The organism is Sporosarcina sp. FSL K6-1508, assembly GCF_038007465.1.
GTDB lineage: Bacteria > Bacillota > Bacilli > Bacillales_A > Planococcaceae > Sporosarcina > Sporosarcina psychrophila_B.
Map to the genome: position 1 here is coordinate 745,447 of NZ_JBBOXF010000001.1, position 14,993 is coordinate 760,439.

Here is a 14,993-nt window from a genome sequence, read left to right on the forward strand (position 1 = left end):
GTACAAAATTTTAAAAACGGTATACAATATAACCGTTATAGTTATTGTAAACGGTTACAAATTCAATTAATTGAAAGTATTTAACACAATAAAGTAATCCACACTAAGTTAAATAGGAGGAATTGTTATGTCAAAAAAAATTGGTTTCATCGGTTTAGGTATCATGGGCAAACCTATGGCATTGAACTTATTAGCTAAAGGGTACGAAGTGATGGTGAATGATTTGAATAAAGAAGCAGTACAAACATTGATAAATGCTGGTGCAAAAAAAGCGGATTCTGCAAAAGGTATTGGAGAAAATAGTGACGTTATTATTTCAATGCTGCCCGCTTCTCATCATGTACAACAAGTTGTGTTGGGTGAAAATGGTGTCCTTAGTGGCGCGAAAAAAGGGGCCGTTATTATTGATATGAGTTCAATTTCCCCTGTCGTTTCAAAAGAAATTGCTGCAATAGCAGAAAAACAAGGCGTAGAAATGTTAGATGCTCCTGTTAGTGGCGGGGAACCGAAAGCGAAAGACGGAACGCTTGCGATAATGGTTGGCGGTAAAGAAGAAGTGTTTGAACAAGTAAAGGATATATTATTCGCAATGGGTTCTGAGATAACACTAGTCGGCGGGAACGGAAGCGGAGCAACCGCGAAGTTAGCCAACCAAGTAATCGTAAACTTAAATATTGCTGCTATGTCAGAAGCGTTAGTATTAGCTGCAAAAGCAGGCATCGATGTAGAAAAAATGTACCAAGCTATTAGAGGTGGATTAGCGGGAAGTGCCGTTCTAGATGCAAAAGTGCCATTAATCCTTGATCGCAACTTCGTAGCTGGTGGAAGAATTGATATTAACTTAAAAGATATGACAAACGTGATGGAAACCGCGCATAGCATCGGTGTTCCTATGCCATTATCCAGCCAGCTACTGGAAATTTTCCATGCTCTAAAAGTCGACGGTAAAGCGGCGGATGATCACGGTGGGATTGTTCAGTATTATGAAAAACTTGCACAAGTTACAGTTGGGAGAGTTTAAGTAATGACCATAATTGAAAGTAACAAGAAGAGATTAGTTCAAGAAGTTTTGGGTAATATCCAAGCAACTGATGCACGTGCTGTGAAGGATATGCTTGCGAATGAATTAGTTGACTTAAATAAAAAAATCATTGTACTCGATGATGATCCAACAGGCGTTCAAACGGTTCATGATATTTCTGTATACACGGATTGGTCAATCGAAAGTTTGGAACAAGGGTTTAGCGAAGAAAACGCTATGTTTTTTATACTGACTAATTCTAGAGGATTCACTGCTGCCGAAACGGAAAAAGCACATATAGAAATGGCGGCAAACATTGTAAAAGTGGCGAAAAAACAGAGCAAAGATTTTATCATTATTAGTCGCGGGGATTCTACTTTAAGAGGGCACTATCCTCTTGAGACAGAAGTGTTGAAAAATACAATTGAAGCAGCTTTAGATATCCACTATCACGGGGAAGTAATTCTGCCGTTTTTCAAAGAAGGCGGCCGCTATACAGTAGACAATATCCACTATGTGCAATATGAAGATTATTTAGTGCCTGCTGGGGAAACAGAATTTGCGAAGGATAGAACATTTGGTTATTCCAAGTCTCATTTAGGAGAATGGGTTGAGGAAAAAACAAGTGGTGAATTCAAAGCGACGAATACTACGTACATTACGCTTGAAAGCTTGAGAGCGCTCGATATTGAAACAATTTCGAACCAATTACTTCAAGTTAATGATTTCAATAAAGTAGTCGTAAATGCAGTCGATTACGTAGATGTAGAAGTTTTTGTCATTGCCCTTATCAAGGCCATGAAATGCGGGAAGCAATTCATGTTCAGAAGTGCGGCAGCTCTGACAAAAGTGATTGGCGGAGTAAGTGATAAAGCCCTGCTAACGAGAGAAGAATTGATTCAAGAAGAAACGGGTCATGGCGGTTTAATCCTCGTTGGTTCTCATGTTAAAAAGACAACTGAGCAATTAGAAGCATTGAAAACAAGTGAGTTCATCGAGTTTATTGAATTCGATTCCCATCTTGTGTTGCAACCTGCCAAGTTCCAAGAAGAAATAGATCGAGTGATTGAAACAACCGAGAACTTTGTTCGCACGGGTAAAACAGTCACTGTCTATACGAGGCGCGAAAGATTAGATCTCGGTGAAGGCAAAAAAGAAGAAGAGTTAAAACTATCTGTAAAAATCTCAGATGCGGTTACAAGTATAGTGCAACGCCTGAAAGTGAGACCAAATTATATTATTGCAAAAGGCGGCATTACATCTAGCGACATTGGAACAAAAGGCCTTGAAGTAAAAAGAGCAACAGTAGCCGGTCAAATAAAGCCCGGAATTCCAGTATGGGTTACTGGAGAAGAAAGTAAGTTTCCAGGAATTGCATACATTATCTTCCCAGGTAATGTAGGAGCTGTTACAACGTTAAAAGAAACAGTTGAAATTTTAAATAAGTAAACAATCGTTCATTAAGTAAGACAAGGGGGCATTAAACATGTTAGTAAATACGAAAGAGATCTTACAACATGCGCAGAAAGAAAAATATGCAGTTGCAGCTTTTAATGTATACAATTTGGAAACTGCCCAAGCAGCGATACGAGTTGCGGAACAGGAAAATCAACCGGTCATTATCGCGCTAGGAGAACGTTATTTCCCAACAGTTGACGTTGAAGGATTTTCAGCTTTTGTTAAAGCAATGGCTGAAAAATCCCCTATTCCTGTTGCACTTCACCTGGATCATGCTTATGAAAAGGAATCGATTATTCGGGCCATTCGTTGTGGATTTACATCCGTTATGTTTGACGGTTCTACCTACGAGTTAGAAGAAAACATCCGACGTACAAAAGAGATTACAGAAATTGCCCATATGGCAGGCGTGTCTGTTGAAGCTGAAATTGGTTCGTTAGCGAAAGGTGAATTCTCCGATGAAGAAGAAGGAGATGGCACGTTGACTGACCCGCAGTCGGCAAAAGACTTTGTTGAAGCAACAGGGGTAGACTTTTTGGCAGCCGCCATCGGTACTGTCCATGGTATGTATAAAGGTGAGCCGAAAATAGATTTACCGCTTCTAGAAAGAATCCAACGGAACGTTGATGTTCCTCTTGTACTTCATGGTGGATCGGGAACCCCTGATTCTATTATTAAACAAGCAATACAACTTGGAATATGCAAGGTCAATGTCAATACAGAGGTATCCATGGCTGCCGTTTCCTATTTACAAAATTGTTTTGAGAATAAACAAATGGTTCACCTTTCCACCGTTATGGTAGAAATGCAACAGTCTATGGAACCTGTAATGAGGAAATTTGTTCAATTGTTTGCGAATAAACAATAACATCCATATCTCTAGTTTTGCGATTTAATTTTTAATACTTAAGGAAATGAGGGATACAATGCCGATAGTATCTATCTGTGTAGGAGTTGCCCTATTACTTCTATTAATGATTGTTTTTAAGTTAAATGCTTTTATCTCTTTAATCCTTGTTGCCCTCGTAGTAGGGATATTAGAAGGGATGTCGCCGATTGACGCAGTCGCATCTGTACAAGGCGGTTTAGGTGGAACACTTGGAAGTCTGGCGATGATTATCATTTTTGGAGCAATACTCGGAAAATTGATGACAGATTCAGGCGGCGCACAACGAATTGCTACAACTCTTATTAAATCATTCGGGAAAAAGAGGGTTCAACTAGCTGCTGTTTTGACGGCTTCCGTCGTCGGGATTGCACTGTTTTTTGAAACAGGAGTTGTTGTCTTAATTCCTTTAGTATTTACGATTGCTACTGCAGCTGGCGTACCAGTATTGTATATTGGGATGCCAGTAATTGCAGCACTTATTACAATGCACGGCTTTGTTCCCCCTCACCCAGGACCAACAGCGATTGCCAGTGTATTTGATGCGAATATAGGAAAAACATTAGTATATGGAATTATTATCGCGATTCCCGCCATCATTATTGGCGGACCGCTATTTACGAAGTTGTTCAAAAAAGAAGATTTAGAAGTGGATATTCCAAAGGGGTTATTTAATCCGAAAGAATTTAAAGAGGAAGAAATGCCCGGGTTTGTTACGAGTCTTCTGACATCCTTAATGCCGGTTATTTTGATCGCTTCTCAAGTAGTTGTAGAAATTGCTATGCCGGATACAGCAATGATGCCGTTCTTTGACTTTATTGGTAATGCCAATATTGCTTTGTTGCTTTCTGTGATTCTTGCCTTCTTTACGTTTGGTCTGAACCGCGGTAAAAAAATGAAAGAGATTATGCAATCCGTTACAGAAGCTGTGAGTGGAATTGCCATGATTCTATTGATCATTGCGGCCGGCGGTGCATTCAAACAAGTACTTATTGACAGTCACATTGATCAATATATTGCAGATATCATGGCCGGTTCGACACTTTCCCCATTACTTCTAACTTGGTTAATTGCTGCTATTTTACGCGTAGCAGTCGGTTCAGCTACCGTAGCTGGTATGACAGCTGCTGGCATTGCAGCACCTTTAGTTGCGATGACGGGTGTTAGCCCTGAACTGATGGTGTTAGCTGCTGGTGCTGGTAGTATCACGTTTTCCCATGTAAATGATGCAGGATTCTGGATTTATAAAGAATACTTTAATCTTTCAATCGGGAAAACAATTAAAACTTGGTCGGTCATGGTAACGATTCTTTCGTTAGTTGGATTAGCGGGTGTTTTACTTATTAATATGCTTATCTCATAATAAGAATAAAAAGTGTCTTCTTCTACCAATACACGGTAGAAAAAAGACACTTTTTTTGTATGTATATATGTTGAATTAAAGAATCCCATTGAATCCGCTATAGCGCTCCATAATGAGAGAGTTGTAATACGGGGTGTGGATTGTAGAACGCTTGGCGCTTTGGGGATGCCTTTCGTCGCGCCTGCGCTAGGGTGTTCTTAATCGAGAGAAATGTTATTTTAAGATGATTACTATTAGATACTATATATTGAAAAAAGAACTCCATTGAACCGCTACAGCGCTAGGGAATGCCTCCCGCCATAAGCGAGGGCACTGAAAAAGTATGATTTCTTTCAATCCCGTTGATTTCCGTTCCGAGCGGACGCTTTCCGCGGGCACGGCTTCAGCCAATCGAACTACGAAGGGTTCGATTTGCCGTATTTCTGCGTTCTTTGCAGAAATTAAGGCATTCTTGCCCTGTGCTCCCAACGCTAGCGCTTTTGCTCGCAAAAGCCGTTCTTCGTAACGGCTCTTCCTGTGGGGTCTTCAGCTCGTGCTGTTCCCGCTGGAGTCGCCGCTCTCCACTACAATCAACTAGTTCTTACAAAAAAAGAACTTTTTCAGTGACTTCCCATAAGCCAAGCAACTTCGCCGCCAGTCTTATGGCTTCGGCTACCCCTGCTAAGGCGCCTTCGCTCAGTTTATACACCGGATTCAATAGTTCAATATATATAATTATAGTCAAGAAAGACGCAATCCAGGTTGCAAATTTCATCACAGCTAATGAAATGATCTTTCTCAAATAGACTATCCAGCGAAGACGCGACTTCGTGGTAGCCAGAGCGGTAAGACTGAAAGCGCTCTCCTTTCCGGCTTATCGCGGGAGGCATCCACAAAGCGTCGAAGCGGTATTAGGAGGAATTCTGATTCATTCCAAGTATTGGAGCCTTTTCAGTATCCCCCCAAAAGCCTTTGTAGAGTGCATATGTCGTATTCATTTGTTCAACATATTTAGTAGTTTTTTAAAATCTACATATAAAGATTACTTTATAGGGTGTTATTTGGAAATAAGGGAGGATTTACATCGGTCACTAGCGGAAAAATACTTATGATTTTTATTAAAGGTTTAAAATAAAATTTAAAAATCAATAAAACCATCCCCTAAATCCTCAACAGGAATTCGGGGATGGTTTATTATTTGAACTGTACAGATATCCATGCCTCACAACAACGGACTTCCATTCTTTTCTATATATACATCTACGAGTTAGTTATAATAATTAGAGAGTAGTAGGTTCAATGTGAATCATGGGCAAAATAAAATTGTTAAAAATAAGAGGTGCGTATAGATGAAAAAACATATTTTATTAGTTGAAGACGATGAATCAATTCGTGAAATGGTAGAAAAGTATTTACTAATTGAAGGCTTTCTTATTACAACCGCTTCAAATGGTGAAGAGGCCCTGCAGAAATGTTTAAGTACTTCTTTTGATTTAATGATCTTGGATATTATGATGCCGAAGCTTGATGGATTAGAAGTGTTAAAGATTATTCGTGAGAAAAGTGCACTTCCTATTTTAATCATGTCAGCAAAAGATAGTGATGTTGATAAAGCAGTAGGACTTGGATTAGGCGCTGATGATTATATTGCAAAACCATTTTCAATGCTGGAACTTTCGGCACGAGTGAAGGCTGCGATTAGGCGGGCGACGACTTATTCAAATCCCATAGAAGAAAAGCAAAGTGTATTGTTTATTGGTGACTTAACAATCGATATAATGAATTTTTCCGTCATAAAAAGATACCAAACAGTAAAACTCACTTCAAAGGAGTTTGCCATATTGAAGTTGTTTGCAACAAATCAAAATCGCGTATTTACGAAGCAACATATCTATCACCTAATCTGGAATGATGAATACTATGGCGATGAAAATATTATTAATGTTCATATGAGTAGACTCAGGGAAAAAATCGAAGATGATCCAACTAATCCTCAATATATTAAAACGCTTTGGGGAATCGGCTATAAGTTAGAAGGTTATTAATATGGTATTATTTCTTTCGATTATTATATTTTTATTAATTTCCGTTATTTTTTCCCAGTATCAAGAAAAAAAAGCTCGAAATTCAACAATCCATTATACACACAAGAAATTGCAATCAATACTTGCCGAGCATACGAGCGAAAAGATTTTAGCAGTGACAAGCAATCAAGAATTACAACAATTGTTCAATGCCATCAATGGGTTGCTTGATCATAACCAAAAAATTATTGCTACACATCGTAAATTAGAAAGTTCCACAAAGAAGATGCTCGCTAATATATCACATGACTTAAAAACACCACTTACTGTTGTCCTTGGGTATATCGAAATGCTCCAACTCGACACCGTTATAAGCGACGAAGAACGACAACGATTGCTCTCGGGAGTCCATTCAAAAACACTGGAAGTACTTAAGCTAATTCATCTATTTTTTGACTTAGCAAAAATAGATGCAGGCGATACGGATTATCCAATCACTAAAATAAATGTGAATGAAATTTGCCGAAAAAACATTTTATCCTTCTATGATATCGTGACATCAATGGGGATTGGCATTCAGATTGAAATTCCTGAAACAACAGTCTTTGCACTTGGGAATGAGGAAGCACTCGATAGAATTATGAACAACTTACTATCGAATGCCATTGCTTATGGGTCCGAGGGAAATGTGATTGGACTAGCCATAAGAAATGACGATGTGAATATTTATATTGATGTGTGGGACCTTGGGAAAGGCATTGATGAGTTTCATATAGATCGTGTCTTTGAAAGAATGTACACCCTTGAAGATTCAAGGAACAAATCATTTCAGGGCAGTGGACTTGGACTAACGATTACGAAGCGACTTGTTGAACTATTGGGTGGTTCCATTCACCTATCGAGTATCCCATATGAGAAAACGATCTTCACCGTTTCATTAAGAAAAGCGTAAGCGCCTTGGTAGTTCCGACGGGCATAAGTCGATAAAGGAAGGCAGTCTAAGATCGCGACGTCCTGTCGCAGCGACTGCATACCTGCATCCGTGCAGGCACGACGTGGCGGTCTTTGCCACATAACTGGATTGCTTATGTGGATCGCAGCCTAAGTACGGCCGCGTCCTGCGGCAATAAGGAGCGATATAGTTCAATCGCTCCCCACTGCGTAACTCACTTCCTGTGAGCCTCCGAAGGGCTAGGCGCTGGAGTTAGACACTGCTCCAGGTTGAAAAACTTATACTTTCTTATCTTTTTAAAAATGTTGCGTTTTAAACAAGCTTTTTCTTACTTAAGAATTTTGTAAGAATCAAGTAAGAAAAAAGAGAGTTTCACTTCTTATACTAAAGAGAGCCACATATCGGAGGGAATTCACATGACGTATCTTGTACAAACAAATCAGCTCACAAAAGTATATCGGGGGAAAGAAGTTATTTCTGCAGTCAATATGCATGTTAAACAAGGAGAAATTTACGGATTTTTAGGGCCCAATGGCGCTGGGAAAACAACGATTATGAAAATGATTACAAATCTAATAAAACCAACAAGTGGTGACATCGAAATTTTCGGTAAAACATTAACAAATAAGTCATACGAAGTGCTAAAAAGAATGGGAACGATTATTGAGTATCCGATTTTTTATGAGAAGTTAACCGCAAAGGAAACATTAGGTATTCATTGTGAATACATGGGTTATTACGACAAAAAGGAAATTGATCATGTACTTGATTTAGTAAAGCTAACAAATACAGATGGGAAGCCTGTGAAAGATTTTTCACTCGGGATGAAACAACGATTGGGAATCGCACGTGCTATTATTACAAAACCAGAATTACTTATACTAGACGAGCCTATTAATGGATTGGATCCGGCTGGAATTAAGGATATTCGCGAATTATTTAAGATGCTATGTAAAGAATACGGAATAACGATTATTATTTCCAGCCATATTTTAGGGGAAATTGAGCAAATTGCAGATACAATTGGAGTGATTAATAATGGGCAATTAATAAAAGAAATATCAATGGATAATATAAATCAAAACCAAACAGATTACATTGAAATTATTGTCGATAATGGGAAAGGAGCAGCTTTTATTTTAGAAAACAAATTGGCTATAGCCAATTTCAAACTAATTGACGAGAGATGTATTCGTATCTATGAATCAACAGTTTCACAAAAGGTAATTTCAAAAACATTGATTGAGCATGATATTGAGATTGAGGCAATCAGCAGAAAAACCAGTTCGTTAGAAGAATACTTCATGAAGTTAATTAACGGGGGTGTTGTGAGTGCCTAACTTAATGCGGTTAGAAATAATTAAATTTAAATTAGGGTCGTATATAAAAGGTGCAGTCATCGCAAATTTTGTGATATTAGGTCTCATGGTATTAATTACGTTTATTTCAAAAATCGAAGGTAGTACTGATTTTGAAAATCACCAAGAAGTATTGCTTTTCATTGACTCCATTGTTAGAGGCACATTTATTATTTTTGCTGCTACATTAATTGCTAAACTAATTATTGGAGAGTTTAAAAGCAAGACAATTACTACGTTGTTTATGTATCCCATTAGTAGAAAGAAGTTGATTGCCGCAAAACTAGCAATTATTATCCTTTTTACTTTCTGTTCCATTGTCATCTCAAATTTGTTTGTTACATCATTTTTTTATTTCATCAACGAAAGATATCATTTACTTCCAAATGCGTTAACAGTTTCTACGATTACACAGCATGTTCCTTTGGTTGTTATGAACGCAATCGCTGCTTCAGGTATGTCCCTCATTCCCCTATACTTTGGAATGAAAAAATATTCTACATCAACGACAATTATTTCTTCGATTTTAATTGTAATGCTTGTTTCTTCAAATAATAGTGGCTTTTCATTAAATGATATTATTGTGATTCCACTATCACTAGCGGTAATTGGTATAAGCGTTGCCTACTTTGCGGTTCGGAATATTGAAAAGGTAGATTTAAGAAGTTGAAATGAAAAGAGAGTTGCCCAGTGGCAGCTCTCTTTTCATTTCATTTTCCGCAGAAGATAGAGCAAATACGGCGTGCCGATCAGCGCGACGACTAGCCCACTTGGAATGTCTTTCGGTGCGATGACAATCCTTCCAACAAAGTCCGCGGTAACTAGAAGCAGTCCGCCTAACAATCCGGATACAACCAGTAAAGGTAGATGACGGAAACCGACTAATCTGCGTGCGATATGAGGCGCTACAAGCCCGACAAAGCCAACCGTTCCTACAATCGAAACAGCCGCCGTACTTATCGCGACGCCGACGATCAATGCCCAAACACGGGTCGACTTCACAGAAAGTCCAAGACCCGCCGCAACATCATCTCCAAAAGTCAACGTATCCAAACTGCGCGTCAAGTAAATGGCCGGACCGATGAACAACGCGAATAACAAAATGGCCAGCTGTACATCATCCCATCCTTTTGCATACGTACTTCCTGACAGCCAGACCAGCGCAGCAGCAACAGCTAGTTTTGCTCTTACAACAAAAACTTGTGTTGCGGCCGAGCCGAACGCAGATATCGCAATTCCCATGAGCGCAACAAGCATTGGTTGGAAGTTGTTTTTCCATGACGTCCCTAAAATAATACCGAGCGCGATGGCAGCTCCCACAACTGCGCCGAGAGGCATGTATTCAACCGGGATGGCGGGAAATAATACAAGTAGCATCATTGCACCGGCGCCACCCATCGACGTGACGCCTAAAATACTTGCATCCGCCAGTGGATTTCGTAACACCCCTTGTAATAAGACCCCCGCAATCGCAAGCATGACTCCGACAATAAACGACGTTAACACGCGTGGCACTCGGAAATTCCACACAACAGGTTTCAACCATTCGGTCGTCCATTCTGAGCCGTTAAATGATAAAGCCAATGAGATCACCACGACAATGAGCGCGACAACGATTGTAATAACAACGGGTAGTTTTACCGGCTTTAACGTACCGCCCATTTGACGGTCGCCCCGACTATGCGTTTTTGCAGTTTTCCATGCCAAGTACAGCAGCCACGGTCCTCCAATCAATGCGGTCATGGCACCGACTGGAACCTCTTGTCCTGGCTGGATCAACCGGCCTAACACATCTGCACCAATCAGTATGACACTTCCCCACAAAAACGACTGCAAGAAAATATGCAAATGTCCGCGAACGCCAAGCATCCGTACAATATGCGGAGCCATTAGACCAACAAAACCAATCGGTCCGACAACACTGACCATTGTAGCTGCAAGCACAATTGCAACAGCCCACGCAAGTAGTTTTACAAACCGGACGTTTTGACCGAGAGATGATGCAATATCTTCACCAAGTGACAGTGTATCCATTGGTTTTGCTAAAATTAATGCAAGAATGAAAAACGCCAAGATAATTGGTGCTGCAAATGATACACCGTCCCAATTTAACTGGACAAGCGTCCCTGAACCCCATAAAAAAAGCCCATTCGTTTGGTTTTCAAATAATAGTTGCAAAGAGCCCGTCATCGACGCAAACAATAACGAAATGATCATTCCTGTCAGTGCTACACGAACCGGTTCCATTTGTTTGCCCGCAAGCAATACGACAAGAACAGATGACAGTACAGCACCTGCCAATGCGACTAAAAACGGAAAATTACCGAGTAGCGTTGGAAAGAAGATCATCGAGACGACGACGAAAAAGTACGCTCCCGCATTAATGCCTAATGTGCTTGCAGATGCTAATGGATTGTTCGTCAATGTCTGCAAAACAGCCCCTGCCACGGCAAGGGCCCCACCAGCAAGAATACCGATCATTAATCGGGGAAGACGAAGAGAAAGCACGATGTCCTGCACACGCCCCTCTGTCCACACTTCTTTTATTAATTGCGAAATTGAATAATCAGCTTGTCCTTGCGTTAAATGAATAAAAGATAATACAACCAACAGGAGCAACCCTATAATCATGACAACAAAGGATCGTACTCCCGAAGTCTTTCTTGCCATTACTTACTCACCATCGTACTTGTGATTTTATTGAGCAATGTTTCAGCCGAAAGAGGACCTCCGTATAACCAAGTATCGCCGCCAAGATCATACAAACGGTCTTCTTTTACGAAATCCAGGTTTTTCCAAACGGCATTATCTTTTAATTGTTTTTCATAAATATTGTCTTCGCTTTGTACGCTATACAGGTAATTTGCGTTTTCGTACTTCGTTAAACCTTCTACGTTATATGTGCTCGAACCGAAAACTTCAAATTGGTCTGGCACATGAATATTGTTCAGACCGATTTTGCCTAAAATGATTGAAGCCATTGAGTTCGGTGTGAACACACGAATTTCAGGCGCTTGGGGTCCTGTGTAAGCAAGTGTCAAGATAACATCTTTTGTTTTCAAATTGGCATTGTTGATTTTCTCTGTCGCTTCCGCATACTTTGTATCCAAGTCTGCTAATACTTGTTTCGCTTCGTCCGTTTTATCAACAGCCTTCGCAATTTCGTTAAATGTTGTTATCATTTCTTGATACAAATCCATTTTTTCATCTTCAGGATATGGGTTAAAAATGACGGTAGGCGCAATTTTCTCCAAATCCGCAATCATTCCATCATGACGGAAGCTTGTACCGATAACCAAATCAGGCTCCAGTGCAGCAATCGCCTCCAGATTAGGTTCTTGGCGGCCGCCGACATCTGCTACGTCTTTGCTTAGCTCCGCATCGATATTCACCCAATTATGATACTCTTCTATATCCGCCATCCCAACCGGCTGAACACCTACTGCCAATAAATCCTCCGCATATGTCCACTCTAATACAACGACTTTTTTCGCCGGCTTATCAAGTGTCACTGCGCCGTTAACACCTGTAATTGTTATACTCTCTTCTGCATTCGTATTGTCTACAGGTTTGTCTTCTTTCTTCGAAGAACACCCGACTAACAACACTGCAAAAAGCGCTACTATAAACAGTGACTTTATTGATTTTTTCATATTTAACATTCCTCCATTTATCTGCATATTGATTATCATTCTCATTTAGTAGTTTAAACTTGATGGTACAGTTTTGTAAAGTTTTTTTAAATGATTGATTATTATTCTCAATGGTTGCCAAATATGCTATGCTTATCTCTAATTGAAAATGAAAATCATTTAGATTTCCTATAGATATGGAGGCATTCCAATGCATACCTCAATAAGAGCCGAAAACCTATCGATTGGCTATCAAGATAACCTTCTCTTTGAAAACTTGAACTTGTCGATTCCACAAGGCGAAATTACTGTTTTCGTCGGCAGTAACGGTTGTGGTAAATCCACGTTACTCCGTTCGATTGCCCGTCTTTTGAAACCTGCGGATGGCTCTATTTTGCTTGAAGGCAAGGATATCCATTCACTGTCTTCACGTAATGTTGCAAAGAAAATCGGCATTCTTCCGCAAGGTCCTGTGTCGCCTGAAGGATTGACCGTACATGATCTCGTGAAACAAGGACGCTATCCACACCAATCATGGCTTTCAAGATGGACCGAAGAGGATACGGAGAAAACGGAAGCTGCATTGGCAGCGACCGGGATAAGCGATCTTCGGGACCAGTCAATAGACACACTGTCCGGTGGTCAGCGACAGCGTGCATGGATTGCAATGACTCTCGCTCAGGATACAGACGTCATTTTATTGGATGAACCGACAACATACCTTGATATGACACACCAGATTGAAATTCTTGATTTGCTGTTTGAATTAAATGAACAAAAAGGCCGTACGATTGTTATGGTCCTGCACGATTTAAATTTGGCCTCCCGTTATGCACACAATATCGTAGCCATTAAAGATGGCGGTGTCCATGCACAAGGAAAACCCGAAGATATCATTAACTGCGAGTTAGTCCGCGCTGTATTTGGTATGGAGTGCCAAGTGTCGACAGATCCACTTTTCGGCACACCGCATTGCGTTCCTTATGGGCGTGGCCGCTGCGTTGTGTCGGAACTACGGAGCAATACAGGTGCCTGATTTACAGGCGGATCAGGTAGCTGCACTGGAGCGTTTCAGTGTGCATGTTGATGAACAGTCAAACGTATTTTCATCTGTGGCAGATGTATTATCCGAATCAGGCAGCGACAAACTATTTGAACTGGTTCAACGTTTGTCGGGTGCACCGACAGCTACTGTCGCTACGTCCGTTTATATGAGAAGACATGGCTTTTTCATAGCTGCCCAACTGCACGTGTTGAGTGAATATAATTTACTATGGGCTGGAGATTTAAAAGATGTGTCGCTAGTCATCGAAAATGATAAGATTCTTTTTTCTGTTCCATCTGACGGCTTTAGAAACGGACAAATTCGTGAACAAGAAATCCGCTTTATCCTTGAGACTTACGGGCATCCCGTCGCTGATTATTTAAGCAAGCGTACAAAAATTGCGAAGTTAATTTTATGGGAGAATATATGGGGCTATGTCTTGTGGATGTACTCGATGTTGCTTGAAGAAAATTCATCGGTTGCACAGCAAGATTTAGATGTTTTATTGGAAGATGAAACTTGGAAACCTGCCATGCGCCGTTCTCCATTTAAACAGTATTTGAATAACAAGCAAGCACTGGATGCTATGGCAAATTATAAACGACTGACCTGTTGTTTGTATAAGGAACTTCCAAATACAGATAAATGTCCATATTGTCCACTAGCTAAATAAAAACAGCCCCTACAAGCCGTTAAAACCGGTTTGTAGGGGCTGTTTTTACGTTTCCATTTGTTTTGCTAAGAAGTGTGCAGCTGTTTCTGCCGATTTTTGCTCAATTTCACCGATGAAATGAACTTTTGACAATAGGTAGACAGCACCGATTGTGTCACCTGCAGCAATGATGGGCGCAATACAATACGACTTTACCTGTTCCACTTGTCCAGGTACCCATTCAACCGTCTTTTCAAGTTTTTCAGTGACAATTTTACGGCCCGTCATAATCTCATCCAGATCCGGGGATAACTGACGATTCAAATAATCTTTTTTTGATAATCCGGATACTGCAATCATTTCATCCCGGTCACTGATGAGCACCGGCGTGCCAAGTGTTTCGTACAATGTCTCCGCATACTCTTTTGCAAATTGTCCGAGTTCCGATATCGGTGAGTACTTCTTCAAAATAACTTCGCCGTCCCGGTCGGTAAATATTTCAAGTGGATCCCCTTCACGGATCCTTAGTGTCCTCCTGATCTCCTTAGGGATGACTACCCTGCCAAGATCGTCGATTCTGCGGACGATTCCCGTTGCCTTCATACATGATGCCTCACTTTCCA

Annotated in this window: 14 protein-coding genes; 10 read left to right on the plus strand and 4 right to left on the minus strand. The window is 40.4% G+C overall.

What is annotated here, in order from left to right:
• The first annotated feature begins 127 nt into the window (after positions 1–127).
• The 4 genes from garR to MKZ11_RS03480 are packed head-to-tail and all read left to right on the plus strand — an operon-like array spanning position 128 to position 4,728.
• Positions 128–1,021: a 2-hydroxy-3-oxopropionate reductase gene (gene garR, locus MKZ11_RS03465; protein WP_340792644.1), complete on the plus strand. Its 894-nt coding sequence runs from the start codon at positions 128–130 to the stop codon at positions 1,019–1,021.
• 3 nt (positions 1,022–1,024) lie between these two features.
• On the plus strand, positions 1,025–2,470 hold the full coding sequence (locus MKZ11_RS03470) for a four-carbon acid sugar kinase family protein (RefSeq protein ID WP_445326975.1): 1,446 nt from the start codon (positions 1,025–1,027) through the stop codon (positions 2,468–2,470).
• Positions 2,471–2,507: 37 nt separating this feature from the next.
• Positions 2,508–3,347 (plus strand): class II fructose-bisphosphate aldolase, encoded by an 840-nt coding sequence (locus MKZ11_RS03475; RefSeq protein WP_340792645.1) that lies wholly within the window; start codon positions 2,508–2,510, stop codon positions 3,345–3,347.
• A gap of 58 nt (positions 3,348–3,405) precedes the next feature.
• Positions 3,406–4,728, plus strand: a complete 1,323-nt coding sequence (locus tag MKZ11_RS03480) for a gluconate:H+ symporter (protein WP_340792646.1) — start codon at positions 3,406–3,408, stop codon at positions 4,726–4,728.
• 580 nt (positions 4,729–5,308) lie between these two features.
• Here the strand turns inward: MKZ11_RS03480 and MKZ11_RS03485 are convergent.
• Positions 5,309–5,509, minus strand: a complete 201-nt coding sequence (locus MKZ11_RS03485; RefSeq protein ID WP_340792647.1) for a hypothetical protein — start codon at positions 5,507–5,509, stop codon at positions 5,309–5,311.
• 547 nt (positions 5,510–6,056) lie between these two features.
• On the opposite strand from MKZ11_RS03485, the gene MKZ11_RS03490 reads away from it, so the two are divergent.
• From MKZ11_RS03490 to MKZ11_RS03505, 4 genes are all read left to right on the plus strand, one after another.
• Positions 6,057–6,752, plus strand: coding sequence for a response regulator transcription factor (locus tag MKZ11_RS03490; protein WP_340792648.1), 696 nt, complete (start codon positions 6,057–6,059; stop codon positions 6,750–6,752).
• Position 6,753: 1 nt separating this feature from the next.
• Positions 6,754–7,683 (plus strand): sensor histidine kinase, encoded by a 930-nt coding sequence (locus MKZ11_RS03495; RefSeq protein ID WP_340792649.1) that lies wholly within the window; start codon positions 6,754–6,756, stop codon positions 7,681–7,683.
• Between the two features lie 416 nt (positions 7,684–8,099).
• Entirely contained in the window at positions 8,100–9,023 is a 924-nt protein-coding gene (locus MKZ11_RS03500; protein ID WP_340792650.1) for an ABC transporter ATP-binding protein, read from the plus strand.
• Positions 9,016–9,711 (plus strand): ABC transporter permease, encoded by a 696-nt coding sequence (locus MKZ11_RS03505; protein WP_340792651.1) that lies wholly within the window; start codon positions 9,016–9,018, stop codon positions 9,709–9,711. Before MKZ11_RS03500 ends, MKZ11_RS03505 begins: the two co-directional genes overlap by 8 nt.
• A gap of 35 nt (positions 9,712–9,746) precedes the next feature.
• Here the strand turns inward: MKZ11_RS03505 and MKZ11_RS03510 are convergent, their stop codons facing one another.
• Positions 9,747–11,711: an iron ABC transporter permease gene (locus MKZ11_RS03510; RefSeq protein WP_340792652.1), complete on the minus strand. Its 1,965-nt coding sequence runs from the start codon at positions 11,709–11,711 to the stop codon at positions 9,747–9,749.
• Positions 11,711–12,694: an ABC transporter substrate-binding protein gene (locus MKZ11_RS03515; RefSeq protein ID WP_340792653.1), complete on the minus strand. Its 984-nt coding sequence runs from the start codon at positions 12,692–12,694 to the stop codon at positions 11,711–11,713. The genes MKZ11_RS03510 and MKZ11_RS03515 overlap by 1 nt, the downstream gene beginning before the upstream one ends.
• Positions 12,695–12,884: 190 nt before the next feature.
• Here MKZ11_RS03515 and MKZ11_RS03520 point away from each other — a divergent pair, with 190 nt between their 5' ends.
• Together MKZ11_RS03520 and MKZ11_RS03525 are read left to right on the plus strand one after the other, a co-directional pair.
• On the plus strand, positions 12,885–13,709 hold the full coding sequence (locus MKZ11_RS03520; protein WP_340792654.1) for an ABC transporter ATP-binding protein: 825 nt from the start codon (positions 12,885–12,887) through the stop codon (positions 13,707–13,709).
• Entirely contained in the window at positions 13,702–14,391 is a 690-nt protein-coding gene (locus tag MKZ11_RS03525; protein ID WP_340792655.1) for a hypothetical protein, read from the plus strand. Before MKZ11_RS03520 ends, MKZ11_RS03525 begins: the two co-directional genes overlap by 8 nt.
• A gap of 45 nt (positions 14,392–14,436) precedes the next feature.
• Here MKZ11_RS03525 and spoVT read toward each other — a convergent pair whose 3' ends face one another.
• Positions 14,437–14,973, minus strand: a complete 537-nt coding sequence (gene spoVT / locus MKZ11_RS03530) for a stage V sporulation protein T (protein ID WP_340792656.1) — start codon at positions 14,971–14,973, stop codon at positions 14,437–14,439.
• Positions 14,974–14,993: the final 20 nt, after the last annotated feature.

Coding starts and splice junctions, on each gene's coding strand:
- MKZ11_RS03520 (WP_340792654.1), top strand. CDS start 12,885: ATGCATACCTCAATAAGAGCCGAAAACCTATCGATTGGCTATCAAGAT.
- MKZ11_RS03475 (WP_340792645.1), top strand. CDS start 2,508: ATGTTAGTAAATACGAAAGAGATCTTACAACATGCGCAGAAAGAAAAA.
- garR (WP_340792644.1), top strand. CDS start 128: ATGTCAAAAAAAATTGGTTTCATCGGTTTAGGTATCATGGGCAAACCT.
- MKZ11_RS03470 (WP_445326975.1), top strand. CDS start 1,025: ATGACCATAATTGAAAGTAACAAGAAGAGATTAGTTCAAGAAGTTTTG.
- MKZ11_RS03515 (WP_340792653.1), bottom strand. CDS start 12,694: ATGAAAAAATCAATAAAGTCACTGTTTATAGTAGCGCTTTTTGCAGTG.
- MKZ11_RS03500 (WP_340792650.1), top strand. CDS start 8,100: ATGACGTATCTTGTACAAACAAATCAGCTCACAAAAGTATATCGGGGG.
- spoVT (WP_340792656.1), bottom strand. CDS start 14,973: ATGAAGGCAACGGGAATCGTCCGCAGAATCGACGATCTTGGCAGGGTA.
- MKZ11_RS03510 (WP_340792652.1), bottom strand. CDS start 11,711: ATGGCAAGAAAGACTTCGGGAGTACGATCCTTTGTTGTCATGATTATA.
- MKZ11_RS03495 (WP_340792649.1), top strand. CDS start 6,754: ATGGTATTATTTCTTTCGATTATTATATTTTTATTAATTTCCGTTATT.
- MKZ11_RS03490 (WP_340792648.1), top strand. CDS start 6,057: ATGAAAAAACATATTTTATTAGTTGAAGACGATGAATCAATTCGTGAA.
- MKZ11_RS03480 (WP_340792646.1), top strand. CDS start 3,406: ATGCCGATAGTATCTATCTGTGTAGGAGTTGCCCTATTACTTCTATTA.